Source organism: Pseudomonas cuatrocienegasensis (assembly GCF_900110925.1).
In the GTDB taxonomy this organism is placed as follows: domain Bacteria; phylum Pseudomonadota; class Gammaproteobacteria; order Pseudomonadales; family Pseudomonadaceae; genus Aquipseudomonas; species Aquipseudomonas cuatrocienegasensis.
In genome coordinates this window covers 334391-358945 of the sequence record NZ_FOFP01000002.1, presented here as the reverse complement: position 1 = coordinate 358945, position 24555 = coordinate 334391, and the positions used below count along the sequence as shown (strand labels likewise).

Annotated in this window: 20 protein-coding genes; 18 read left to right on the top strand and 2 right to left on the bottom strand. The window is 61.2% G+C overall.

The window, feature by feature from the left end; genetic code table 11:
* Positions 1-9 precede the first annotated feature (9 nt).
* Together BMW49_RS04525 and map are read right to left on the bottom strand one after the other, a co-directional pair.
* Complete coding sequence (locus BMW49_RS04525) at positions 10-2712, bottom strand: [protein-PII] uridylyltransferase (protein WP_069516098.1); 2703 nt, start codon at positions 2710-2712, stop codon at positions 10-12.
* Positions 2713-2756: 44 nt separating this feature from the next.
* The gene (gene map, locus BMW49_RS04520; protein ID WP_069516097.1) at positions 2757-3539 is read right to left on the bottom strand and encodes a type I methionyl aminopeptidase; all 783 of its coding nucleotides are present in this window, start codon (positions 3537-3539) and stop codon (positions 2757-2759) included.
* Positions 3540-3826: 287 nt separating this feature from the next.
* Between map and rpsB the strand changes: the two genes are divergently transcribed.
* The 18 genes from rpsB to BMW49_RS04430 all read left to right on the top strand — a co-directional run bounded on the left by rpsB (position 3827) and on the right by BMW49_RS04430 (position 24555).
* A complete protein-coding gene (gene rpsB, locus BMW49_RS04515) occupies positions 3827-4570 on the top strand; it encodes a 30S ribosomal protein S2 (RefSeq protein WP_069516096.1) in 744 nt (247 codons plus the stop codon).
* Positions 4571-4754: 184 nt separating this feature from the next.
* Positions 4755-5624 carry a translation elongation factor Ts gene (gene tsf, locus BMW49_RS04510; RefSeq protein ID WP_069516095.1) on the top strand — a complete coding sequence of 290 codons (870 nt, stop codon included), beginning with the start codon at positions 4755-4757 and terminating at the stop codon, positions 5622-5624.
* Positions 5625-5813: 189 nt separating this feature from the next.
* Entirely contained in the window at positions 5814-6563 is a 750-nt protein-coding gene (gene pyrH, locus BMW49_RS04505) for a UMP kinase (RefSeq protein WP_069516094.1), read from the top strand.
* Entirely contained in the window at positions 6553-7110 is a 558-nt protein-coding gene (gene frr / locus BMW49_RS04500; protein ID WP_069516093.1) for a ribosome recycling factor, read from the top strand. The genes pyrH and frr overlap by 11 nt, the downstream gene beginning before the upstream one ends.
* Before the next feature lie 16 nt (positions 7111-7126).
* A complete protein-coding gene (gene uppS / locus BMW49_RS04495) occupies positions 7127-7888 on the top strand; it encodes a polyprenyl diphosphate synthase (protein WP_069516092.1) in 762 nt (253 codons plus the stop codon).
* The gene (locus tag BMW49_RS04490) at positions 7881-8696 is read left to right on the top strand and encodes a phosphatidate cytidylyltransferase (RefSeq protein ID WP_069516091.1); all 816 of its coding nucleotides are present in this window, start codon (positions 7881-7883) and stop codon (positions 8694-8696) included. Before uppS ends, BMW49_RS04490 begins: the two co-directional genes overlap by 8 nt.
* Complete coding sequence (gene ispC, locus BMW49_RS04485) at positions 8693-9880, top strand: 1-deoxy-D-xylulose-5-phosphate reductoisomerase (protein ID WP_069516236.1); 1188 nt, start codon at positions 8693-8695, stop codon at positions 9878-9880. The genes BMW49_RS04490 and ispC overlap by 4 nt, the downstream gene beginning before the upstream one ends.
* An 18-nt stretch (positions 9881-9898) precedes the next feature.
* Complete coding sequence (gene rseP, locus BMW49_RS04480) at positions 9899-11251, top strand: sigma E protease regulator RseP (RefSeq protein ID WP_069516090.1); 1353 nt, start codon at positions 9899-9901, stop codon at positions 11249-11251.
* Between the two features lie 73 nt (positions 11252-11324).
* A complete protein-coding gene (gene bamA / locus BMW49_RS04475) occupies positions 11325-13685 on the top strand; it encodes an outer membrane protein assembly factor BamA (RefSeq protein WP_069516089.1) in 2361 nt (786 codons plus the stop codon).
* A 40-nt stretch (positions 13686-13725) separates the two neighbouring features.
* The gene (locus BMW49_RS04470) at positions 13726-14229 is read left to right on the top strand and encodes an OmpH/Skp family outer membrane protein (protein WP_069516088.1); all 504 of its coding nucleotides are present in this window, start codon (positions 13726-13728) and stop codon (positions 14227-14229) included.
* A gap of 2 nt (positions 14230-14231) precedes the next feature.
* Positions 14232-15290: a UDP-3-O-(3-hydroxymyristoyl)glucosamine N-acyltransferase gene (lpxD, locus tag BMW49_RS04465; RefSeq protein ID WP_083251642.1), complete on the top strand. Its 1059-nt coding sequence runs from the start codon at positions 14232-14234 to the stop codon at positions 15288-15290.
* A 47-nt stretch (positions 15291-15337) separates the two neighbouring features.
* On the top strand, positions 15338-15778 hold the full coding sequence (gene fabZ, locus BMW49_RS04460; RefSeq protein WP_069516086.1) for a 3-hydroxyacyl-ACP dehydratase FabZ: 441 nt from the start codon (positions 15338-15340) through the stop codon (positions 15776-15778).
* Positions 15775-16551, top strand: a complete 777-nt coding sequence (gene lpxA / locus BMW49_RS04455; RefSeq protein WP_069516085.1) for an acyl-ACP--UDP-N-acetylglucosamine O-acyltransferase — start codon at positions 15775-15777, stop codon at positions 16549-16551. Before fabZ ends, lpxA begins: the two co-directional genes overlap by 4 nt.
* Before the next feature lie 3 nt (positions 16552-16554).
* Positions 16555-17703 (top strand): lipid-A-disaccharide synthase, encoded by a 1149-nt coding sequence (gene lpxB / locus BMW49_RS04450; RefSeq protein WP_069516084.1) that lies wholly within the window; start codon positions 16555-16557, stop codon positions 17701-17703.
* Positions 17687-18301 carry a ribonuclease HII gene (rnhB, locus tag BMW49_RS04445; protein WP_069516083.1) on the top strand — a complete coding sequence of 205 codons (615 nt, stop codon included), beginning with the start codon at positions 17687-17689 and terminating at the stop codon, positions 18299-18301. Before lpxB ends, rnhB begins: the two co-directional genes overlap by 17 nt.
* Before the next feature lie 160 nt (positions 18302-18461).
* Complete coding sequence (locus tag BMW49_RS04440; protein WP_069516082.1) at positions 18462-19886, top strand: alanine/glycine:cation symporter family protein; 1425 nt, start codon at positions 18462-18464, stop codon at positions 19884-19886.
* An 83-nt stretch (positions 19887-19969) separates the two neighbouring features.
* Positions 19970-23485: a DNA polymerase III subunit alpha gene (gene dnaE / locus BMW49_RS04435; protein WP_069516081.1), complete on the top strand. Its 3516-nt coding sequence runs from the start codon at positions 19970-19972 to the stop codon at positions 23483-23485.
* A 119-nt stretch (positions 23486-23604) separates the two neighbouring features.
* Positions 23605-24555 (top strand): acetyl-CoA carboxylase carboxyltransferase subunit alpha, encoded by a 951-nt coding sequence (locus BMW49_RS04430; RefSeq protein WP_069516080.1) that lies wholly within the window; start codon positions 23605-23607, stop codon positions 24553-24555.

Sequence of the window (24555 nt, the reverse complement as noted above, 5' to 3'; positions counted from 1 at the left end):
GCGCCTCGATCAAATGCTGATACGGGTCGGGTCACGGGCCTGGGTATTGGCATCCGACAGCTGGGCGATGATGGTGTCCTGCAGGCGGCGGCACAGCTTGGGGTCCGACAGCGGCTGGTTGTGGGCGTCGGTGACGAAGAACACGTCTTCGACCCGCTCGCCCAGGGTGGCGATCTTGGCGTTCTGCAGCGACAGGTCGAAATCCAGGAAGATCCGCCCGACGCGCGCCAGCAGGCCGGGGCGGTCCGGAGCGGTCAGTTCGAGCACGGTCACCGGGCGCTGGGCATCGTTGTGGATGGTCACCTGGGGGGCGAAGGCGAAGTGCTTGAGCTGGCGTGGTACCCGGCGCTGGATGATGCTGGGGTACTCGTCGGGGTTCTTCAGGGCTTCGATCAGGCCCTGGCGGATCTGCTTGATGCGCTCGGGGTTTTCGCCAATCGAGCCGCCTTCACCTTCGAGCACGATGTAGGTGTCGAGGGTGAACTGGCTGGTGGAGGTGAGAATCCGCGCATCGTGAATGTTCAGGTTGAGCTGGGCCATGGCCGCCACCGTCACGGCGAAGAAGTCGTGCTGGTCGGGGGCATAGATGAATATCTGCGTGCCGCCCTCGAACTCGCGCTGGGTGGTTTCCTTGATCAGCACCAGTGGCTCGCCATCGGTACGGTGTTGAAGGATGGCGTCGCTGTGCCAGGCCACGTCGTTGGCCGTGTGGCGCAGGAAGTAGTCGTCGCCCAGTTGGCTCCATAGCTGCTCGGCATCGTCCGGGTCAGTGCCGCCACGCACCAGGATGTCCAGCGCAGCGCTCTGGGTTACACGGATCTGCTCCTCGCGGTTGACCGGGTTTTCCAGGCCGCGGCGCAGGGCGCGCTTGGTTTCGGTATAGAGCTGGCGCAGCAGGCTGGCGCGCCAGGAGTTCCACAGGCTCGGGTTGGTGGCGTTGATGTCGGCCACAGTCAGCACGTAGAGGTAGTCCAGGTGGGTCTGGTCGCCGACGAACTGGGCAAAGTCGTGGATCACCTGCGGGTCGGAGAGGTCCTTGCGCTGGGCGGTGGTCGACATCACCAGGTGGTGCTGGACCAGCCAGACGATCAGCCCGGTATCCCAAGTCGGCAGGTGGTGACGCTGGCCGAAGGCTTCGGCATCCAGCGCGCCCAGCTCGGAGTGGTCGCCGCCACGGCCTTTGCCGATATCGTGGTAGAGCCCGGCGAGGTAGATCAGCTCGGGCTTGGGCAGTTTGTCGATGAGCTTGCTGGCCAGGGGGAATTTCTCCGCCAGCTCGGGCCACTTGAATTTGCGCAGGTGCTTGATCAGGTTGAGGGTGTGCGCATCGACCGTATAGATGTGGAACAGGTCGTGCTGCATCTGCCCGACGATATGCCCGAACTCCGGCAGGTAGCGGCCGAGAATGCCGTAACGGTTCATCCGCCGCAGGTTGCGGTGGATGCCCTGGGGGCTTTTGAACAGTTCGATAAACAGGCTGGTATTGCGGATGTCCTTGCGGAAGTCGTCGTCGATCAGGTGGCGGTGGTCGCGCAGCAGGCGAATGCTGTCGGCACACACGCCATGGATATCGGGGTGCTGAGCCATCAGCACGAAGATTTCCAGAATGGCGAACGGGGTGCGCTTGAACACGTTCGGGTGGGTCACCTGGATGTAGCCGTCGCGCAGCTGGAAGCGGCTGTTGAGCGTCGTCACCGGGCCACTTTCGCCGGCGCGCATGATTTCTTCTTCGAAGTGCTGGTTGATCAGGTCGGACAGCTCGGCGATGCCCATGACCACGCGGTAGTACTTCTGCATAAAGCGTTCGATGGTGCGCTTGTTGTCGCCTGCTTCGTAGCCGAGCAGAGTCGCGACCTGTACCTGGTAATCGAACAGCAGGCGATCCTCGGCGCGGCCAGCCAGCATGTGCAGGGCGTAGCGCACCTTCCAGAGGAACTCCTGGCTGGAAGCCAGCAGTGCGTATTCACTCTCCAGCAGAAATCCCTGGCCGACCATGGCATGCAGGTTGAGTGTGCCGAAGTGCCGGCGTGCAACCCAGAGGATGGTCTGAATGTCACGCAGCCCGCCGGGTGAGCCCTTGACGTTGGGCTCCAGGTTGTATTCTGTGTCGTTGTATTTGCTGTGGCGGGCGCGCTGTTCTTTGCGCTTGGCCAGGTAGAAGTGCTTGCTCGGCCACATCTGCTCGGCACTGGTCACCGTCTGCATGCGCAGACGCAGGCGTTCGGGGCCGGCGATGGTGCGGCTTTCCATCAGGTTGGTGATGACCGTAAGGTCGGCGCGGGCTTCTTCGGCGCATTCATCAACCGAGCGCACGCTCTGGCCGACTTCCAGGCCGATGTCCCAGAGCAGGGTGAGAAAGCGCTCGATCGGTTCGCGAAAGGTCTCGTGATCGGCATTGTCGAGCAGGATCAGCAGGTCGATATCCGAATAGGGATGCAACTCGCCACGGCCGTAGCCGCCTACGGCCAGCAGGGCGATGTCGGCGTCTTCGCACCAATCCAGACGGTCCCAGGCTTCGCGCAGAATCTGATCGGTGAACCAGGCGCGGTCTTCGACCAGGCGGCGCACGTCGCGACCTTCGCGGAAACGCGCATCGAGCACCTCATGGGCGCGGCGGATGGCTTTCTTGAAGGCGGCGATAGGGCTGGCCTTGAGGGCGAGTTCCGCCTGGAACTGGCCACGGTCGAACAGCTCGGGATCTACCTGCGGCATGCAGAGGCTTTCCTTTATCTCAGCGAACGATCGGCACTCGGGAATCAAGGCGCTGTGCGGGCGATAGTGTCATCGCTGCGCAGGGTGAAGATTTCGTAGCCATCAGCGGTGACCAGCAGGGTGTGTTCCCACTGCGCAGAGAGCTTGCGGTCCTTGGTGATCGCGGTCCAGCCGTCGCCCAGCAGGCGGGTTTCCGCGCGGCCCTGGTTGATCATCGGCTCGATGGTGAAGGTCATGCCTTCCTTGAGTTCCATGCCGGTACCGGCGCGGCCGTAATGAACGACCTGCGGCTCTTCGTGGAACACCGCGCCGATGCCGTGGCCGCAGTATTCGCGGACCACCGAGAAGCCGTTCTTTTCGGCGTGCTTCTGGATCACCTCGCCGATGTCGCCCAGGCGAGCGCCGGGGCGGACCAGTTCGATACCTTTATAGAGACATTCCTGGGTGACCCGCGCCAAGCGCTCGGCCCACTCGGGCACCTTGCCGACCATGAACATCTTGCTGGTGTCGCCGTGGTAGCCGTTCTTGATCACGGTGACGTCGATATTCAGTACGTCACCATCCTTGAGCGGTTTGTCATTGGGGATGCCATGGCAGACCACATGGTTGATCGAGGTACAGATCGACTTGGGGAAGCCCTTGTAATTAAGCGGGGCTGGGATGGCCTGTTGCACATTGACAATATAGTCGTGGCAAATGCGGTCCAGCTCGTCGGTGGTCACGCCCGGCTTGACGTGCTCGCCGATCATTTCCAGCACTTCAGCGGCGAGACGGCCGGCGATGCGCATTTTTTCGATTTCATCGGGCGTCTTGATGGTGACGGTCATACGGGCTCTCTCGGCGCGCGGCGGCGCAAGGCAAAAAGATAAAGTCGCGATTCTAACAGAGAAGCACTGCCGCGCCCCAGGGTTGCGCAGGTCGCCCTGCTTCGGGCGCTGTTTACAGTCATTGCGAGTGGCATCTGTGCAAGGCTTATGGTATAAAACGCGCCGCTTTACGGGCAGTAGTGCCTGGAAGCTTAACCCACACACGTATCGACACGATTTCCTGGGTGCCCGCAAGGGTTGGAGATTGGGATGCGTGGAGGCCTAACCCGACTTATTAAGGAACGACCATGTCCCAAGTCAATATGCGCGATATGCTGAAGGCCGGTGTGCACTTCGGCCACCAGACCCGTTACTGGAACCCGAAAATGGGCAAGTTCATTTTCGGCGCGCGCAACAAGATCCACATCATCAACCTCGAAAAAACCCTGCCGATGTTCAACGACGCGCTGTCGTTCGTTGAGAAGCTGGCTTCGGGCAAGAACAAGATCCTGTTCGTCGGCACCAAGCGTTCGGCTGGCAAGATCGTCGCTGAAGAAGCTGCACGTTGCGGTTCGCCGTACGTCGACCATCGCTGGTTGGGCGGCATGCTGACCAACTACAAGACCATCCGTGCCTCGATCAAGCGTCTGCGCGACCTGGAGACTCAGTCCCAGGACGGTACCTTCACCAAGCTGACCAAGAAAGAAGCCCTGATGCGCACCCGCGATCTGGAAAAACTGGACCGCAGCCTGGGTGGTATCAAGGACATGGGCGGTCTGCCTGACGCACTGTTCGTCATCGACGTTGATCACGAGCGCATCGCGATCACCGAAGCCAACAAGCTGGGCATCCCGGTTATCGGCATCGTCGATACCAACAGCAGCCCAGAAGGCGTTGACTACATCATCCCGGGTAACGACGACGCCATCCGCGCCATCCAGCTGTACATGGGTGCCATGGCCGACGCCGTGATCCGTGGTCGCAACAATGCCAATGGCGGCACCGACGAATTCGTCGCAGAAGCCCCGGCTGTTGAAGCGGCTGAAGGCTAAGCCAGGCGCCTAGAGCGTTTTGCTTAGTTCGCAAAAAGGGGGCTTGGCCCCCTTTTTGCCACCTAGAAAACCATCGCCGACTCGCAGTTGCAATGCGATGTGATCATTGTCGGCAATGCGTTACGAATCGAGCGCCCGTTTTGGCGGGTGGAATGGTTAACAACCTATCCAGAGGATTGTGAAAATGGCAGAGATTACTGCAGCGTTGGTTAAAGAACTGCGTGAGCGTACTGGCGAAGGCATGATGGATTGCAAGAAAGCCTTGACCAAGGCTGGCGGCGACATCGAAAAAGCCATCGACGACATGCGTGCTTCCGGCGCAATCAAAGCGGCCAAGAAAGCAGGCAACGTAGCTGCTGAAGGCGCTATCGGCGTGAAAGTCGCTGAAGACGGCAAGTCGGCTGTGATCCTCGAAGTCAACTCGCAAACCGACTTCCTGGCCCTGCAGGACGATTTCAAGAACTTCGTCACCAGCAGCCTCGACAAAGCCTTTGCTGACAAGCTGACCGACGCAGCTCCGCTGATCGCCGCTCAAGAGCCGGCCCGTGAAGCGCTGGTTGCCAAAGTGGGCGAGAACGTCAACATCCGTCGCCTGGCGCGCGTTGAAGGTGATGTGGTCAACGCTTACCTGCACGGCAACAAGATCGGTGTGATCGTCGTTCTGAAAGGCGGTGATGCTGAGCTGGCCAAAGACGTTGCCATGCACGTTGCTGCCAGCAACCCGGAATTCCTGCTGCCTTCGGAAGTTTCCGCTGAAGCCATCGAGCGCGAGAAAGCCGTGTTCCTGAGCCTCAACGAAGAGAAAATCAAGGGCAAGCCTGCTGACATCGTCGAGAAGATGGTCGCTGGCCGTATCCAGAAGTTCCTGGCCGAGGCGAGCCTGGTTGAGCAGGCGTTCGTCAAGGACCCGGAAATCAAGGTCGGCGCGCTGGCCAAGAAAGCCGGTGCTGAAATCGTTTCCTTCACCCGCTTCCAGGTAGGCGAAGGCATCGAGAAGCCGGTCGACAACTTCGCCGAAGAAGTTGCTGCCCAGCTGGCTGCCAGCAAGCAGTAAGACGGCTTCGCTGTCGCATTGGAGAGGCTGCCCGCTTATGCGCGCGGCCTCTTTTTCAAAGTGCGCCAGCTACGCTGTACAAGGCACTGCTGCCCTCGTGGCACCAAAGTGCCTTGAGCGCTGTCGAAGCGCTCGATAATCACAGGCTTGGCCTGTCAGTATTCAAAAACGCCGCAGGAGAGACTGGTAATGGCTCAGCAGGTGAGTGGTCGTCAACCGCGCTACAAGCGCATTCTGCTCAAACTCAGCGGCGAGGCCCTGATGGGCTCGGAAGATTTCGGCATCGATCCCAAGGTGCTCGACCGCATGGCGCTGGAAGTCGGCCAGTTGGTCGGTATCGGCGTGCAGGTCGGCCTGGTGATCGGTGGTGGTAACCTGTTCCGTGGCGCCGCTCTTTCGGCGGCGGGTATGGATCGGGTCACCGGCGACCACATGGGCATGCTGGCCACGGTGATGAATGCCCTGGCCATGCGCGATGCCCTGGAGCGCTCGAATATTCCGGCCATCGTCATGTCGGCGATCTCCATGGTCGGTGTCACCGATCATTACGACCGTCGCAAGGCCATGCGTCACCTCAAGACCGGTGAGGTGGTGATCTTTGCCGCCGGTACCGGCAACCCGTTTTTCACCACCGATTCGGCCGCCTGCCTACGCGCCATCGAAATCGATGCCGACGTGGTGCTCAAGGCGACCAAGGTCGACGGCGTGTACACTGCCGATCCGTTCAAGGACCCGCATGCCGAGAAGTTCGACCGCCTGACTTACGACGAAGTGCTCGATCGCAAGCTGGGTGTGATGGACCTCACGGCGATCTGCCTGTGCCGCGACCACGCTATGCCGCTTCGCGTTTTCAACATGAACAAGCCCGGCGCCCTGCTCAATATCGTAGTGGGCGGCGCTGAAGGCACCCTGATCGAGGAAGACAAGCATGATCAATGAGATCAAGAAGGACGCCCAGGTCCGTATGCAGAAGAGCCTGGAGTCGTTAGTCCACGCTTTCAGCCGGATCCGTACTGGTCAGGCGCACCCGAGCATCCTTGGCGGTGTGATGGTCCCGTATTACGGTTCTGATACACCGATCAACCAGGTTGCCAGCGTCACCGTCAAAGACGCCCGCACCCTGCAGGTCGTGGCGTTCGAGCGCAACATGCTCGCAGCTGTGGACAAGGCCATTCAGAGCTCCGGCCTGGGCTTTAACCCGACCAACCTTGGCGAGCTGCTGCTGATCAGCATGCCGGCCCTGACCGAAGAAACCCGCAAGGGCTTCACCAAACAGGCTCGTGATGCTGCCGAAGATGGTCGCGTTGCCGTGCGCAACATTCGTCGCGATGCCCTGAGCCAGTTGAAAGATCTGGTCAAGGAGAAAGAGATCAGCGAAGACGAAGAGCGCCGTGCGGCTGATGATATCCAGAAGCTGACCGACAAGTTCGTGGCTGAGATCGAAGTGGCCGTGAAGCAGAAAGAAGCGGACCTGATGGCCGTCTGATGGCCGAGCTCTCGCCATGCACAAGACTCCTGTAGACCCACTGTTGGCGGTGCCCCGGCACGTTGCCATCATCATGGATGGCAACAACCGCTGGGCGAAGAAGCGCCTGCTGCCGGGTGTGGCTGGGCATAAAGCCGGCGTCGATGCGGTGCGCGCGGTGATCGAGGTGTGCGCCGAGGCGGGGGTCGAGGTGCTGACCCTGTTCGCCTTCTCCAGTGAGAATTGGGCGCGCCCGGCTGATGAGGTAGGTGCGCTGATGGAGTTGTTCCTCAGCGCCCTGCGTCGAGAAACCCGACGACTCAATGACAACGGTATCAGCCTGCGCATCATCGGTGATCGCTCGCGCTTTCACCCGGAGTTGCAGCAGGCCATGCGTGATGCCGAAGCGCAGACGGCGGGCGACAAGCGGTTCGTGTTGCAGGTTGCCGCCAACTACGGCGGTCAGTGGGACATCGCCCAGGCCGCCCAGCGCCTGGCTCGTGATGTCCAGGCTGGGCATTTGCGGCCTGAAGAGATCAGCCCGCAGTTGCTCCAGCGTTGCCTGGTGACCGGTGAGCTACCGCTGCCTGATCTGTGTATCCGCACCGGTGGGGAGCATCGCATCAGCAATTTCCTGTTGTGGCAGCTGGCTTACAGTGAGCTGTATTTCTCCGACCTGTTCTGGCCGGATTTCAAACACGATGCCATGCGCAAGGCCCTGGCGGATTACGCCACGCGACAGCGGCGTTTCGGTAAAACCAGCGAGCAGGTCGAAGCCGAGGCACGTGCAAATGCTTAAACAACGAGTGATTACGGCGCTGGTGCTGTTGCCCATCGCCCTGGGTGGCTTCTTCTGGCTGCATGGTGCGGCGTTCGCCCTGTTTATCGGCGCGGTCGTCACCTTGGGTGGCTGGGAGTGGGCGCGTCTGGCGGGGTTTGCCGGCGCCACTCAGCGCCTGACTTATGCGGGTGCAGTAGCCGTGCTGCTGCTGCTGCTGTACTTCATGCCTGTGCTGGCGCCTGGTGTACTGCTGCTGGCGCTGTTCTGGTGGCTGGCGGCAACTTGGCTGGTGACAGGCTATCCCGATAGCAGTCGCTACTGGGGGGGCGGTATTGGCAAGTTGGTGATCGGCCTGTTGATTCTGCTGCCTGCCTGGCAGGGTCTGGTGCTGCTCAAGCAGTGGCCGTTGGCCAATGGGCTGATCCTGGCGGTCATGGTGCTGGTCTGGGCGGCCGATATCGGTGCGTATTTCAGCGGCAAAACCTTCGGCAAGCGCAAGCTGGCGCCGCGGGTCAGCCCCGGCAAGAGTTGGGAAGGCCTGATTGGCGGCATGATCACCAGTTTGCTGATTACCTTCGGGGTTGGTCTTTACCGCGACTGGAGCGCTAGCGAGCTGCTCTGGGGTGTGCTGGGCGCTGCTGTAGTAGTGGCGTTCTCGGTGGTGGGTGACCTGACTGAAAGCATGTTCAAGCGTCAGTCGGGGATCAAGGACAGCAGTAATCTGCTGCCAGGCCACGGCGGCATTCTCGACCGTATCGACAGCCTGACTGCGGCTGTGCCGGTCTTCGCCGTACTCCTGTGGTTGGCCGGTTGGGCCACGCCTTGAATCGCCCGCAACAGGTCACCGTGCTGGGTGCTACCGGCTCCATCGGACTCAGCACCCTGGATGTGATCGCGCGCCATCCTGAGCGCTATGCGGTATTTGCTTTGACTGCGTTCAGCCGCGTTGCCGAGTTGGCTGGCTTGTGCCTGCGCCATCGTCCGGCGTTTGCGGTGGTCGCCGATGCAGCTGCCGCGGCGCTGCTGCAGGCGCAGCTGGCTGATGCCGGGTTGGCCACGCGCGTGTTGGTGGGGGAGGCGGGGCTGGCAGAAGTGGCAGCCCATCCCGAAGTGGATGCGGTGATGGCTGCCATCGTCGGCGCCGCCGGGTTGACCCCGACCCTGGCGGCGGTCGAAGCGGGCAAAAAGGTGCTGCTGGCCAACAAGGAGGCGCTGGTAATGTCCGGCGCCCTGTTTATGCAGGCCGTTCGGCGCAGTGGCGCACAGCTGCTGCCGATCGACAGTGAGCACAATGCAATTTTCCAATGCCTGCCTGTGGATTACAGTCGCGGGCTGGGGGCGGTCGGTGTCCGGCGTATTCTGCTGACAGCCTCCGGTGGCCCGTTTCGCGAAACACCGCTGGCACAGCTGGACGCGGTAACGCCCGAGCAGGCCTGCGCGCATCCCAATTGGTCGATGGGTCGGAAGATCTCCGTCGATTCGGCGAGCATGATGAACAAAGGGCTCGAACTGATCGAGGCCTGCTGGTTGTTCGACGCGCCGCCTTCGCGTGTTGAGGTGGTTGTCCACCCGCAAAGCGTGATCCATTCGCTGGTCGACTATATCGACGGCTCGGTGCTCGCGCAGTTGGGTAATCCGGACATGCGCACGCCGATCGCCCATGCCCTGGCCTGGCCAGAGCGCATCGACTCCGGCGTGGCGCCGCTGGATCTGTTCGCCATTGCCCGGCTCGATTTCCAGGCGCCGGACGAGCAGCGCTTCCCTTGCCTGCGCCTGGCGCGCCTGGCGGCTGAGCAGGGCGGGACTGCGCCGGCGATGCTCAACGCGGCCAATGAGGTGGCGGTCCAGGCGTTTCTCGAACGGCGCATCCGTTTCCCCGAGATCGCGCGTATCATTGACCACGTTTTGAGCGCCGAGGCCGTGCTGCCTGTTGAGCAGTTGGCATGTGTCTTCGAGGCAGACCGGCGCGCCCGCGTGCGTGCCGAACACTGGTTGAATCGCCGTGCATGATCGGCATGGAGTGATGGCATGAGTGCGTTGTACATGATCCTCGGAACACTGGTGGCGCTGGGCGTACTGGTGACGTTCCATGAATTTGGCCACTTCTGGGTGGCGCGCCGTTGCGGCGTCAAGGTATTGCGCTTCTCCGTCGGCTTCGGCACGCCGCTGCTGCGCTGGCATGATCGTCAGGGCACGGAATTCGTGGTGGCGGCCATTCCCCTGGGCGGTTACGTGAAAATGCTCGATGAGCGTGAAGGTGAGGTCGAGCCGGCGCTGCTGGAGCAGGCGTTCAATCGTAAAACCGTCTATCAGCGTATCGCCATTGTCGCGGCGGGGCCGCTGGCCAACTTCATTCTGGCGCTGGTGTTCTTCTGGATGGTGGCCATGCTCGGCAGCCAGCAGGTGCGTCCAGTCATAGGTGCGGTCAGCCCTGATAGCCTGGCGGCCGCGGCCGGTCTGCAGGTGGGTGCCGAAATCGTCGCCATTGATGGCGAGCCGACCACGGGCTGGTCGGCGGTCAACCTGCAGTTGGTGCGACGCCTGGGCGAAACCGGCAACCTGGCGGTGGATGTGCGGGAGCCGGGATCGACCCAGGTCAGCACGCGCACTGTGGTGCTCGATGGTTGGTTGAGAGGGGCCGAAGAACCCGACCCCATTGGCTCGCTGGGTATCCGCCCGTGGCGCCCCTCACTGCCTCCGGTATTGGCGGAGCTCGATCCAGAAGGCCCTGCCCAGGCAGCCGGGCTGCAGGTCGGAGATCGTCTGTTGAGCCTTGATGGGCAGCCGATGGATGAGTGGCAGCAATTGGTCGATCGTGTACGCGAATTGCCAGGTGCGAGCGTTAATCTGCAGGTTGAGCGCCAAGGGCAGGTGCGCGAAGTGACGCTGCGCCTGGCTGAGCGCGGTGAGGGTGAGCAGCGTAGTGGCTACCTGGGCGCTGGTGTTGCCGGCGTTGACTGGCCAGCGGAGATGCTCCGCGAGATCAGTTATGGTCCGCTGGAAGCCGTAGTGGAAGGGGCCTCGCGCACCTGGACCATGAGCCTGCTGACCCTCGACTCGTTAAAGAAAATGCTCTTCGGCGAGCTGTCGGTAAAAAACTTGAGCGGGCCGATAACCATTGCTAAAGTGGCGGGCGCTTCGGCTGAGTCGGGTTTTGGGGACTTCTTGAACTTCCTCGCCTACCTGAGCATAAGCCTGGGGGTGCTCAATCTCTTGCCCATTCCGGTACTCGACGGCGGGCATCTGCTTTTTTACCTCGTCGAGTGGGTGCGTGGTCGCCCGCTGTCCGAACGGGTTCAAGGTTGGGGGATGCAGATTGGCATCAGTTTGGTGATCGGGGTGATGTTGCTTGCTCTGGTCAACGATCTGGGTCGTTTGTAACCGCTACTGAATTACAAATCTGTCGCTCCAGGCGGCAGATTTTTTATCGTCAGTTGGAATAAGAAAGGACTTCATGAAACGTCTGCTGCTACCTGCGGTGCTTGCCGCATTGATGATCGCCGAAGTTCACGCTGAGTCCTTCACCATCTCCGATATCCGCGTCAACGGCTTGCAGCGGGTTTCCGCTGGTAGCGTGTTTGGCGCCCTGCCGCTCAACGTAGGCGAGCAGGCCGATGACCGTACGCTGGTCGAAGCGACGCGCGAGCTGTTCAAGACCGGCTTCTTCCAGGATATCCAGCTCGGTCGCGATGGCAACGTGCTGGTCATCACCCTGGTCGAGCGTCCGTCGATCTCCAGCATCGAGATCGAAGGCAACAAGGCCATCAGCAGTGAAGACCTGCTCAAAGGCTTGAACCAGTCCGGCCTGGCCGAAGGCGAGATTTTCCAGCGCGCGACGCTCGAAGGCGTGCGCAACGAGCTGCAGCGTCAGTATGTGGCCCAGGGTCGCTACTCGGCCGAGATTCAGGCCGAGGTCATTCCGCAGCCGCGTAACCGTGTGGCGCTGAAGATCGACATCAACGAAGGCAGCGTTGCGGCCATCCAGCACATCAACGTGGTGGGCAACAGTGTCTTCCCCGATGAAGACCTGATCGACCTGTTCGAGCTGAAGACCACCAACTGGCTGTCGTTCTTCAAAAACGATGACAAGTACGCCCGCGAAAAACTCTCCGGCGACCTTGAGCGCCTGCGTTCCTACTACCTGGACCGCGGCTATATCAACATGGATATCTCGTCGACCCAGGTATCGATTACCCCGGACAAGAAGCACGTCTATGTGACCGTCAACGTCGACGAGGGTGAGAAGTACACCGTGCGTGATGTACGTCTGAGTGGTGACCTCAAGGTGCCGGAAGACGAAGTCAAGGCGCTGCTGCTGGTGCAGGAAGGTCAGGTGTTCTCGCGCAAGGTGATGACCACCACCAGTGAGCTGATTACCCGTCGCCTGGGTAACGAGGGCTACACCTTCGCTAACGTCAACGGCGTGCCGGAAGCCCACGACGAAGACAACACCGTGTCCATCACCTTCGTGGTTGATCCGGGCAAACGTGCTTACGTCAACCGCATTAACTTCCGTGGTAACACCAAGTCCGAAGACGAAGTGCTGCGCCGTGAAATGCGCCAGATGGAAGGCGGCTGGGCTTCGACTTACCTGATCGATCAGTCCAAGACGCGTCTCGAGCGCCTGGGCTTCTTCAAGGAAGTCAACGTCGAGACCCCGCAGGTACCGGGTACAGATGATCAGATCGATGTGAACTACAGCGTCGAAGAGCAGGCCTCAGGTTCGATCACCGCGAGCGTGGGTTTCGCCCAGAACGCCGGTCTGATCCTGGGTGGTTCGATCACTCAGAACAACTTCCTCGGTTCGGGTAACAAAGTCAGCCTGGGTTTGACCCGCAGCGAATACCAGAGCCGTTATAACTTTGGCTTTGTCGACCCCTACTGGACGCCGGATGGCGTGAGCCTGGGTTACAACGCGTTCTACCGCACCACCGACTACGACGAGCTGGATGTCGATGTGTCGAGCTACGCGGTAGATAGCCTGGGCGCCGGCGTAAGCATCGGCTACCCGATCAGTGAAACCTCACGTCTCACTTATGGCCTGACCATCCAGCAAGACGATATCAACACCGGTCTGTACACGGTCGATGAGATCTTCGACTTCACCGAGCAGGAGGGCGACAGTTACCTGAACCTGAAGGCGTCTGTTGGCTGGTCTGAATCGACCCTGAACCGTGGTGTGATGCCGAACCGTGGCCACTCCCAGAGCCTGGTCTTGGAAACGACCGTGCCGGGCAGCGACCTTTCGTTCTATAAGCTCGACTACCGTGGCCAGGTATTCCAGCCGCTGACCGACAACTACACGCTGCGCTTCCATACCCAGCTGGGCTATGGCGATGCTTACGGCTCGACCGCCGAGCTGCCGTTCTACGAGCACTACTATGCCGGTGGTTTCAACTCCGTGCGTGGCTTCGAAGACAGCAGCCTCGGGCCGCGCAGTACGCCAAGTACAGGTAATAATCCTGGCACTCGTCGCGATCCTGACCAAGACCCATTGCCCTTCGGTGGTAACGTGCTGGTGCAAGGTGGCGTCGAAATGCTGTTCCCGCTGCCATTCGTCAAGGATCAGCGCTCGCTGCGTACCGCTCTGTTCTGGGATGTGGGTAACGTCTTCGATACCAACTGCTCGGCCAGCCAGAAACGCTTGAGCGACAGCTGTGATATCGATGCCGGCAATCTGGCCAGCTCGGTCGGTGTCGGCCTGACCTGGATTACCGCCCTGGGCCCGCTGAGCTTCAGCCTGGCCATGCCGGTGGTCAAACCGGATGATGCCGATACCCAGGTGTTCCAATTCTCCCTCGGCCAGACGTTCTAAGACGTCTGACCCACGACCGCAGTTTTGCAGGAGTTTTATTGTGCGTAAGTTGACTCAACTGGTTTTGTTAAGTGCCGCGCTGCTGGCCACCCCGGCCTTCGCGGAAATGAAAATCGCCGTCCTGAACTACCAGATGGCCCTGCTCGAATCCGACGCGGCCAAGCGCTACGCGGTTGACGCCGAGAAGAAGTTCGGCCCCCAACTGAACAAACTGAAAACCCTGGAAAGCGATGCCAAGCGCATTCAGGATCGCATCGTCAAAGATGGCGAAAAGATGCAGACCGCCGAGCGCGAGCGTCTGGAACTCGAATTCAAGCAGAAGGCCCGTGACTTCCAGTTCCAGTCCAAGGAACTGAACGAAGCCAAGGCCGTTGCCGACCGTGACATGCTCAAGAAGCTCAAGCCCAACCTGGACAAGGCTGTGGAAGAAGTGATCAAGTCCGGCAACTACGACCTGGTGTTCGAGCGCGGTGCGGTCGTTGATGTCAAACCGCAGTTCGACATCACCCGCCAGGTTATCGAGCGCATGAATCAGCTGCGCTGATCATGACGAGCCCGGTGTTTGTACTGGCCCGGCTGGCTGAGCAGCTGGACGCTGTTGTGCGTGGCGATGCCAGCCAGGTGATCAATGGGTTGGCGACCTTGCAGGATGCCGGCCCCGGCCAGCTGACGTTTCTCGCCAACCCGCAGTACCGCAAGTTTCTCCCCAGTTGCCGTGCCGGTGCCGTGCTGCTGACCGCAGCCGATGCCGAAGGCTATGACGGCACTGCGGTGGTCGTGGAAAACCCTTACCTGGCCTACGCGCAGCTTTCGCATCTGTTCGACCGCAAACCGCATGGCGTTGTGGGTGTACACCCAACTGCCCAGGTGGCGAGTGATGCGCAGGTTGATCCCAGCGCGTCTATCGGCCCCTTCGTGGTGATCGAGTCTGCAGCTCGTATCGGTGCCGGGGTGACCCTGGGCGCGCATTGCGTGGTCGGTGCGCGTTCGCAGATCGGCGAAGGTGGCTGGCTGGCACCGCGCGTTACCCTTTACCACGACGTACGCATCGGCGCACGGGTGGTCATCCAGTCGGGTGCGGTGATCGGTGGTGAGGGCTTTGGCTTCGCCAACGAGAAGGGCGTCTGGCAGAAGATCGCGCAGATTGGTGGTGTGGTAATTGGCGACGATGTGGAAATCGGTGCGAATACCACCATCGACCGCGGCGCCCTCGCCGATACGCTGATCGGCAACGGCGTTAAGCTGGATAACCAGATCATGATCGCGCACAACGTGCAGATCGGTGACAACACGGCCATGGCGGGCTGCGTCGGGATTTCCGGCAGCACCAAGATTGGCCGCAACTGCATGATCGCCGGTGGCGTGGGCATGGTTGGGCACATCGAGGTGTGTGACAACGTGTTCGTCACCGGTATGACCATGGTGACACGCTCCATTACCGAGCCGGGCGCCTATTCGTCCGGCACGGCCATGCAGCCCGCTGGCGAATGGAAGAAGAGCGCGGCGCGTATCCGTCAGCTCGACGACATGGCGCGGCGCTTGCGCGAGCTGGAAAAACAGCTCGCTGCCGTGACCTCGAGCGGTAACGCCTCATCTGATGCCTGAGTCGGCACCGCCGTCTCTCTTCCTTTTATTACGGGCTTTCTCTGCACATGATGGACATCAACGAAATTCGCGAATACTTGCCGCACCGTTATCCGTTCCTGTTGGTGGACCGGGTCGCGGAGCTCGACCTTGAAGGCAAGTCGATTCGTGCCTATAAGAACGTCAGTGTCAACGAGCCCTTCTTCAACGGTCACTTTCCCGAGCATCCGATCATGCCGGGCGTGCTGATCATCGAGGCGATGGCCCAGGCGGCGGGTATCCTTGGTTTCAAGATGATGGATATCAAACCTGCTGACGGCACGTTGTATTACTTCGTCGGTTCCGACAAGCTGCGTTTCCGTCAGCCGGTCGTGCCGGGTGATCAGTTGATCCTCGAAGCGCAGTTCTTGAGCAGCAAGCGCAGTATCTGGAAGTTCGCTTGCAAAGCCAGCGTAGACGGCAAGGAAGTCTGTTCGGCTGAAATCATTTGTGCGGAACGCAAACTATGAGTTTGATTGACCCTCGCGCCATCATCGATCCCAACGCCAGGCTGGCTGACGACGTCGTCGTCGGCCCCTGGTCGATTATTGGGCCCGATGTGGAAATTGGCGAGGGTACAGTGCTGGGCCCCAATGTCATCATCAAGGGGCCGACGCGCATTGGTAAGCACAACCGTGTCTACCAGTTTTCCTCGCTGGGCGAGGACACGCCGGACCGTAAGTACAAAGGCGAGCCGACTCGCCTGGTGATTGGTGACCACAACATCATCCGCGAAGGCGTGACCATGCACCGTGGCACCATCCAGGACCGTGACGAGACGACCGTCGGTGACCATAACCTGATCATGGCCTATGCCCATATCGGTCACGACAGTGTGGTGGGCAACCACTGCATTCTGGTCAATAACGTCGCCCTCGCTGGGCATGTGCACATTGGCGACTGGGCGATTCTCTCCGGCTACACGCTGGTGCACCAGTTCTGCCATATCGGCGCCCATTCCTTTGCGGCCATGGGCACTGCGATTGGCAAGGATGTTCCCGCCTATGTGACCGTCTCCGGCAACCCGGCCGAAGCGCGCAGCATGAACTTCGAAGGTTTGCGTCGTCGCGGCTTCAGCGCCGAGTCGATTCAGGCCCTGCGTCGGGCCTACAAGACGGTTTACCGCCAGGGCCTGACCATCGAGGAAGCGCTCACCGAATTGGCCGAGCCATCCGAGCAGTTCCCTGAAGTAGCGGTCTTTCGCGACTCGATCCTGGCCTCCAAACGCGGCATTACCCGCTAAGGCATGGCTCAGGTGATACGTGTCGCGCTGGTCGCTGGCGAAGCGTCCGGCGATATTCTGGGCTCCGGCCTGATGCAGGCCCTCAAGGCGCAGTACCCCGACGTCGAGTTTATCGGTGTCGGTGGTCCGCTGATGGAAGCCCAGGGTCTGACCTCTTATTTCCCCATGGAGCGCTTGTCGGTCATGGGCTTGGTCGAAGTGCTGGGCCGTTTGCCCGAGCTGCTGGCCCGGCGCAAGCGTCTGTTGCGTAGCCTGATCGAGGCCAAGCCGGATGTGTTCATCGGCATCGATGCGCCGGATTTCAATCTCGACCTCGAATTGAAGCTGCGCCGCGCCGGCATTCGCACCGTGCATTACGTCAGCCCCTCGGTCTGGGCCTGGCGGCAGAAGCGTGTCCTGAAAATTCGCGACGCCTGCGACCTGATGCTGACCCTGTTTCCCTTCGAAGCGCAGTTCTACGATGCGCATCAGGTGCCGGTGCGCTTTGTCGGCCATCCGCTGGCCGACACCATCGAGCTGCAGGCGGACCGGGCGGCGGCGCGCGAGGCGTTAGGCCTGCCCCAGGGTGTGCCCTTGCTGGCCTTGATGCCTGGCAGCCGCGGTGGCGAAGTCGGGCGTTTGGGTACGTTGTTTCTCGATGCCGCCGAGCGGTTGCGGGCGCGTCGTCCGGGCATTCACTTCGTGCTGCCCTGCGCCAGCCCGCAGCGGCGTGCGCAGATCGAGCAGTTGCTGGTTGGCCGCGATCTGCCCTTGACCCTGCTCGATGGACAGTCCCACAAGGCTCTGGCGGCCTGTGATGCGGTGCTGATCGCCTCCGGCACCGCCACCCTGGAAGCGCTGCTGTACAAGCGGCCGATGGTGGTGGCCTACAAGGTCGCGCCATTGACCTACCGCATCCTCAAGCGTCTGGTGAAAAGCCCTTATATATCGCTGCCTAACCTGTTGGCGGCGCGTCTGCTGGTGCCTGAGTTGATTCAGGATGCGGCGACGCCCGATGCCCTGGCCGATGCCGTGGCGCCGTTGCTGGTCGATGGGGCGATCCAGACCGAAGGTTTCGACGTGATTCACCGAGCCTTGCGCCGCGATGCCTCGGCCCAGGCCGCGGATGCGGTGCTGACGCTGATTGGAGTCAGGCATGCAACTGGGGCTTGATTTCACCTTGGTCCAGGAGCTGGTCGCCGGTGTCGACGAAGTCGGCCGCGGGCCCTTGTGTGGGGCGGTGGTCACCGCGGCGGTGATCCTCGACCCGCTGCGGCCGATCCTGGGGCTCAATGACTCGAAAAAACTCAGCGAAGCGCGCCGTGAGGCGTTGTTCGATGAGATCCGCGAGAAGGCGTTGGCCTGGTGTATTGCCAGGGCAGATGTCGAGGAAATCGACCGCCTGAATATCCTGCACGCCACCATGCTGGCTATGCAGCGTGCCGTCGAAGGGCTAAGCGTTACGCCCAGGCTGGCGCTGATCGACGGTAACCGCTGTCCGCACCTGGCCGTGCCCAGTGCGGCAGTGGTCAAAGGCGACAGCCAGGTACCGGCGATTGCTGCGGCCTCGATTCTGGCCAAGGTCAGCCGTGACCGTGAAATGCTGCAACTCGATGCCCAATATCCGGGCTACGGGTTCGCCCAGCACAAGGGTTACCCAACCCCTGTGCACCTTGAGGCCCTGCGTCGTCTGGGCCCCACCCCTATTCATCGGCGCTCCTTCGCGCCGGTGCGCAACCTGCTCGAACAGCTCGCACCGCTCGGGGTCTGAGGCTTAACGCTGACCCCAGATGGCCCGCGCGCGGGTCAGGCCGTGCCGTTCGTGCTTTTTCTAATGACGGTCAGGTGTGCCACCCGCATGCACAGCCGTTTTGTCAGGGCTCTCTGCAGGGCCCGACCACTACGCCGTCACAAGCGGCAGGGGAGTCTATATGCAGGATATCGCCACGCAGGTCGTCGATCTGCTCAACGGCCTGATCTGGGGCAAGGTGCTGATCTGGTTGCTGGTCGGCAGCGGTGTGTATTTCAGTGTGCGCCTTGGGTTTGTCCAGGTGCGCCGGTTTACCCATGTATTCACCGTACTGCGCGGCAGCCGTAATAGCGATGACGCGGGAATCTCATCGTTTCAGGCGCTCTGTACATCGCTGGCTGCGCGTGTGGGTACGGGCAATATTGCCGGCGTGGCGGTGGCTATTACTTTGGGCGGCCCAGGGGCGATTTTCTGGATGTGGGTGATTGCCCTGGTCGGCATGGCAACCGGCTTCGTCGAAGCGACCCTGGCCCAGTTGTTCAAGGTGCGTGATGGCAATGGTCAGTTCCGTGGCGGCCCGGCGTACTACATGGCGCGCGGCCTGAATGCACGCTGGATGGGCGTGCTGTTTTCGATATTCCTGATCATCGCCTTTGGTTTTGTCTTCAATTCGGTGCAGGCCAATACCATCAGTGGGGCGATGCAGGGCGCTTTCGGTTTGCCGAACTGGCTCAGTGGCGTGGTTGTGGTGCTGCTCACTGCGCTGATCATCTTCGGCGGCCTGCGTTCTATTGCGCGCTTTTCCGAGATTGCCGTGCCCTTTATGGCCGGCGCTTATCTGCTGGTCGCGCTCGGTATCATCCTGAGCAACCTGGGGCAGGTGCCTGAAGTGCTGATGCTCATCGTCAAGAGTGCCTTCGGTTTGCATGAGGCCGCCGCCGGGGGCATTGGTGCGGCCATTCTCAATGGCTTCAAGCGTGGACTGTTTTCCAACGAGGCCGGTATGGGTTCAGCGCCCAATGCCGCCGCTTCCGCGACGCCTTATCCACCCCATCCGGTGTCTCAGGGGTACGTGCAGATGGCCGGGGTATTTATCGACACCCTGCTGATTTGCACGGCATCGGCGGCGATCATTCTGCTGGCCGGTGTGCCGGCGGGCGATGCCGAGGGCATCATGCTCGTACAGCAGGCGCTGACCAGTGAGGTGGGCAGTTGGGCGAAGTATTTCCTCGCGGTGGTCATCCTGTTCTTCGCGTTCACCTCCATCGTGGCCAACTACTTCTACGCGGAAAACTGCCTGGTGTTTCTCGAGCGCAACGGTGCCCGCGGCCTGTTGCTGTTCCGTCTGGCGGTACTGGGCATGGTGATGTTCGGCGCGCTCGCCTCGCTGCCGTTCGTGTGGAACCTGGCGGATGTCTCCATGGGCTTGATGGCGATCACTAACCTGGTGGCTATTCTTCTGCTCTCTGGCTTGGTGATCCGCCTGAGCCAGGACTACGACCGTCAGCGCCGAGCAGGCCAGGTGCCGACCTTCGATGCCAGCGCCCACCCGGATATCCAGGCGATGATCGAGCCGGGCATCTGGGATCACCGCAAGGGCGACTGATCACCTGCAGTGCAGGCTGATGTTTGATCCAAGGCCCGGTACAATCCGGGCCTTGTTGTTTTACGTGTCTGTATGGGACTGCCATGACCGCTTCATTTGTCCACCTGCGTCTGCACACCGAATTCTCCCTGGTCGACGGCCTGGTCCGGGTCAAACCCCTGGTCAAGACGGTCGCAGGGGCGGGCATGCCGGCGGTCGCCGTCACCGATCAGAGCAACATGTGCTCGCTGGTGAAGTTCTACAAGGCCTCCATGGGCGCAGGCATCAAGCCGATCTGCGGGGCGGATATCTGGATGGCCAGCGCCGATGAAGATGGCGCGCTGAGCCGCATGACCCTGCTGGCGATGAACCCCAAGGGCTATCGCAACCTCACCGAACTGGTGTCGCGCGGCTGGACCGACGGCCAGAGCAATGATCTGGTGATCATCCAGCGCGAGTGGGTCAAGGAGGCCGCCGAGGGCTTGATCGCCCTGTCCGGCGCCAAAGAGGGCGAGGTCGGTCATGCCCTGCTCAACGGCGACCGCGGTGAGGCCGAGGCGCTGCTGCGCGAATGGCTGGCGGTGTTCCCTGAGCGCTTCTACCTGGAGGTGCAGCGCACCAGCCGGGTGAACGACGAAGAGCACCTGCACCTCGCGGTGGAGCTGGCGGACCGGGTTGGCGCGCCCCTGGTGGCGACCAACGATGTGCGCTTTCTCAAGCAGGAAGACTTCGCCGCCCACGAGACCCGCGTATGCATCGGCGAAGGCCGCAGCCTGGATGACCCGCGCCGGCCGCGCACCTATTCCGACCAGCAGTACCTGAAGACCCCGGAAGAAATGGCCGAGCTGTTCAGCGACCTGCCGGAAGCCCTGGAAAACACCCTGGAGATCGCCAAGCGCTGCAATATCGACGTGCAGCTGGGCAAGTACTTCCTCCCCGACTTCCCGGTGCCGGCCGGCATGACCATGGACGAGTACTTCCGCCAGGTTTCCTTCGAGGGGCTCGATGAGCGCCTGGCGGTGCTGCTGCCCAAGGACACGCCCGATTACGACGCGAAGAAGCAGGTGTACGTCGATCGCCTGAATTTCGAGCTGGATATCATTATCCAGATGGGCTTCCCCGGTTACTTCCTGATCGTGATGGACTTCATCAAGTGGGCCAAGAACAACGGCGTGCCGGTCGGCCCAGGCCGGGGGTCAGGTGCCGGTTCGCTGGTGGCCTATGTGCAGAAGATCACCGACCTCGATCCCCTGGCTTATGACCTGCTGTTCGAACGTTTCCTCAACCCGGAACGGGTCTCCATGCCCGACTTCGACGTCGACTTCTGCATGGACGGCCGCGACCGGGTGATCGACTACGTGGCCGAGAAATACGGGCGCAATGCGGTCAGCCAGATCATCACCTTCGGCACCATGGCGGCCAAGGCCGTGGTGCGCGACGTGGCGCGGGCCCAGGGCAAGTCTTACGGCCTGGCCGATCGTCTGTCGAAGATGATTCCCTTCGAGGTCGGCATGACCCTGGAGAAGGCCTACGAGATGGAGGAGGCGCTGCGCGACTTCCTCAAGGTTGACGAGGACGCCCGGGAAATCTGGGAAATGTCGCTCAAACTCGAAGGCATCTGCCGCGGCACCGGCAAACACGCCGGTGGTGTGGTTATCGCACCGACCAAGCTCACCGACTTCTCGCCGATTGCCTGTGACGAGGAGGGCGGCGGCCTGGTGACTCAGTTCGACAAGGACGACGTAGAGTCCGCCGGCCTGGTCAAGTTCGACTTCCTCGGTCTGCGCACCCTGACCATCATCAAATGGGCGATGGAGACGATCAACCGCGAGCAGGCCAAGCAGGGCCTGCCGGACCTGAATATCGACTTCATCCCGCTGGACGACAAGCCGACCTTCGCCATGCTGCAGAAGGCCGAGACCACTGCAGTGTTCCAGCTTGAATCGCGCGGCATGAAGGAGCTGATCAAGAAGCTCAAACCCGACTGTCTGGAAGACATGATCGCTCTGGTGGCGCTGTTCCGTCCGGGCCCGTTGCAGTCCGGCATGGTGGACGACTTCATCAACCGTAAACACGGTCGTGAACCGATTTCCTACCCGCATCAGGACTATCAGTACGCGGGCCTGGAGCCGGTGCTCAAGCCCACCTACGGCATCATCCTGTACCAGGAACAGGTGATGCAGATCGCCCAGGTGATGGCCGGTTACACCCTGGGTGGGGCGGACATGCTGCGCCGCGCCATGGGCAAGAAAAAGCCCGAGGAGATGGCCAAGCAACGCGGCGGCTTTATCGAAGGTTGTGCCAACAACGGTATCGACGCCAACCTGGCGGGTAACATCTTCGACCTGGTAGAGAAGTTCGCTGGTTACGGTTTCAACAAATCCCACTCGGCAGCCTATGGCTTGCTGTCGTATCAGACTGCCTGGCTCAAGGCGCACCATTCGGCGCCGTTTATGGCCGCGGTGCTCTCGGCGGATATGCACAACACCGACAAGGTGGTCACGCTGATCGAAGAATGCCGCAGCATGAAGCTGCGCATCGACGCGCCGGATGTGAATACCTCGGAGTTCAAGTTCACCGTCAACGAAGAAGGCTGGATCGTCTACGGCCTAGGCGCGATCAAGGGCGTGGGCGAGGGGCCGGTGGAGGCCATCGTCGAATCGCGGCGTGACGGCCCGTTCAAGGACTTGTTCGACTTCTGCTCGCGGGTCGACCTCAAGCGCATCAACAAGCGCACCCTCGAAGCCTTGATTCGCAGCGGCGCCCTGGACCGCCTTGGGCCGTACTTCCATGAAGAACTCAAAGCCTACAAGGCCAATATCGACAACAACCGCGCGGTGCTGCTGGCGGCCATGGAGGAAGCGGTGCAGGCCGCCGAGCAGACTGCGCGCAGCCACGACAGCGGCCACATGGACCTGTTCGGCGGGGTGTTTGCCGAGACCACCGACGTCTACGGCAACCACCGTCGTGCCCGCGAGCTGTCGCTTAAAGAGCGCTTGAAGGGCGAGAAGGACACCCTGGGGCTGTACCTCACCGGGCACCCTATCGACGAATATGAAAGCGAAGTACGCCGGTTTGCCCGCCAGCGTATCGTTGACCTCAAGCCGGCGCGTGGTGATCAGACGATTGCCGGTCTGATCGTCAACCTGCGGGTGATGAAGAACAAGAAGGGCGACAAGATGGGTTTCATCACCCTCGACGACCGCTCGGGGCGCATCGAGGCATCACTGTTTGCCGAAGCGTTCGCCAGTAACCAGGCGTTGCTGCAGAGCGATGCCCTGGTGGTGGTGGAAGGCGAGGTCAGCAACGATGACTTCTCCGGTGGTCTGCGCCTGCGCGCCAAACGGGTCATGAGCCTGGAAGAAGCGCGTACTGGCCTGGCCGACAGCCTGCGACTGAAGATCAACAACGCCGCGCTCAAGGGCGACCGCTTGCGCTGGTTGGCTGACGTCTGCAGCAAGCACAAGGGCGCCTGCCCGATTACCTTGGACTACAGTAGCGACGACGCCAAGGCGTTGTTGCAGTTTGGCGAGCAGTGGCGCATCGACCCGGCTGACAGCTTGATTCAAGCTTTGCGTGACCAGTTCGGGCGAGACAACGTCTTTCTGCACTACCGCTGATTTTGGGCACGCACCGTGCCTGATACAGCTTCGACACTTTGGGTGTCGACCTGACTGCGCCCCTCCATTAAGGTAGGGCGCACCCCGGCCGCTTGGCCGTCGACGCAAGACGGATGCCTATGAACCCGAATTTTCTCGATTTCGAACAGCCGATCGCCGACCTGCAAGCCAAGATCGAAGAGCTTCGCCTGGTCGGTAACGACAATGCGCTGAATATCGGCGACGAGATCGCCCGCCTGCAGGACAAGAGCAGCGCCCTGACCGAAAGCATCTTCAGCAATCTGAGCAGCTGGCAGATCGCCCAGCTCGCGCGCCACCCGCGGCGCCCGTACACGCTGGATTACCTGCAGCACATCTTCACCGAGTTCGATGAGCTGCACGGCGATCGACACTTCTCCGACGACGCTGCCCTGGTGGGTGGTGTTGCTCGTCTGAATGATCAGCCGGTCATGGTTATCGGCCATCAGAAGGGCCGTGAAGTGCGCGAGAAAGTTCGCCGCAACTTCGGCATGCCGCGTCCGGAAGGCTACCGTAAGGCCTGTCGCCTGATGGAAATGGCCGAACGTTTCAAAATGCCGATCCTGACCTTTATCGACACCCCGGGCGCCTACCCGGGTATCGACGCCGAAGAGCGCAACCAGAGCGAGGCAATCGCCTGGAACCTGCGCGTGATGGCGCGCCTGAAAACCCCGATCATCGCCACCGTGATTGGTGAGGGTGGTTCCGGCGGGGCCTTGGCGATTGGCGTGTGCGATCAGCTGAACATGCTGCAGTACTCCACCTATTCAGTAATCTCGCCGGAAGGTTGCGCCTCGATCCTCTGGAAAACTGCCGAGAAGGCCCCGGATGCGGCCGAAGCCATGGGCATCACGGCTGAGCGTCTGAAAGGCCTGGGCATTGTCGATCAGGTGATCGATGAGCCGTTGGGTGGCGCACACCGCGACCCAGCCGCAGCAGCCGAGTCGGTTCGTCAGTCGTTGACTCAGCAGTTGGAAATGCTCAAGCCGCTGAGCATGGATGCCCTGTTGGAGCGTCGCTACGCGCGCCTGATGAGCTACGGTATCGCCTGA

What these genes read in the sequence shown, in the direction of transcription:
- BMW49_RS04525 (WP_069516098.1), bottom strand. Translation starts at nt 2,712, where the DNA reads ATGCCGCAGGTAGATCCCGAGCTGTTCGACCGTGGCCAGTTCCAGGCG.
- map (WP_069516097.1), bottom strand. Translation starts at nt 3,539, where the DNA reads ATGACCGTCACCATCAAGACGCCCGATGAAATCGAAAAAATGCGCATC.
- rpsB (WP_069516096.1), top strand. Translation starts at nt 3,827, where the DNA reads ATGTCCCAAGTCAATATGCGCGATATGCTGAAGGCCGGTGTGCACTTC.
- tsf (WP_069516095.1), top strand. Translation starts at nt 4,755, where the DNA reads ATGGCAGAGATTACTGCAGCGTTGGTTAAAGAACTGCGTGAGCGTACT.
- pyrH (WP_069516094.1), top strand. Translation starts at nt 5,814, where the DNA reads ATGGCTCAGCAGGTGAGTGGTCGTCAACCGCGCTACAAGCGCATTCTG.
- frr (WP_069516093.1), top strand. Translation starts at nt 6,553, where the DNA reads ATGATCAATGAGATCAAGAAGGACGCCCAGGTCCGTATGCAGAAGAGC.
- uppS (WP_069516092.1), top strand. Translation starts at nt 7,127, where the DNA reads ATGCACAAGACTCCTGTAGACCCACTGTTGGCGGTGCCCCGGCACGTT.
- BMW49_RS04490 (WP_069516091.1), top strand. Translation starts at nt 7,881, where the DNA reads ATGCTTAAACAACGAGTGATTACGGCGCTGGTGCTGTTGCCCATCGCC.
- rseP (WP_069516090.1), top strand. Translation starts at nt 9,899, where the DNA reads ATGAGTGCGTTGTACATGATCCTCGGAACACTGGTGGCGCTGGGCGTA.
- bamA (WP_069516089.1), top strand. Translation starts at nt 11,325, where the DNA reads ATGAAACGTCTGCTGCTACCTGCGGTGCTTGCCGCATTGATGATCGCC.
- lpxD (WP_083251642.1), top strand. Translation starts at nt 14,232, where the DNA reads ATGACGAGCCCGGTGTTTGTACTGGCCCGGCTGGCTGAGCAGCTGGAC.
- fabZ (WP_069516086.1), top strand. Translation starts at nt 15,338, where the DNA reads ATGATGGACATCAACGAAATTCGCGAATACTTGCCGCACCGTTATCCG.
- lpxA (WP_069516085.1), top strand. Translation starts at nt 15,775, where the DNA reads ATGAGTTTGATTGACCCTCGCGCCATCATCGATCCCAACGCCAGGCTG.
- lpxB (WP_069516084.1), top strand. Translation starts at nt 16,555, where the DNA reads ATGGCTCAGGTGATACGTGTCGCGCTGGTCGCTGGCGAAGCGTCCGGC.
- rnhB (WP_069516083.1), top strand. Translation starts at nt 17,687, where the DNA reads ATGCAACTGGGGCTTGATTTCACCTTGGTCCAGGAGCTGGTCGCCGGT.
- BMW49_RS04440 (WP_069516082.1), top strand. Translation starts at nt 18,462, where the DNA reads ATGCAGGATATCGCCACGCAGGTCGTCGATCTGCTCAACGGCCTGATC.
- dnaE (WP_069516081.1), top strand. Translation starts at nt 19,970, where the DNA reads ATGACCGCTTCATTTGTCCACCTGCGTCTGCACACCGAATTCTCCCTG.
- BMW49_RS04430 (WP_069516080.1), top strand. Translation starts at nt 23,605, where the DNA reads ATGAACCCGAATTTTCTCGATTTCGAACAGCCGATCGCCGACCTGCAA.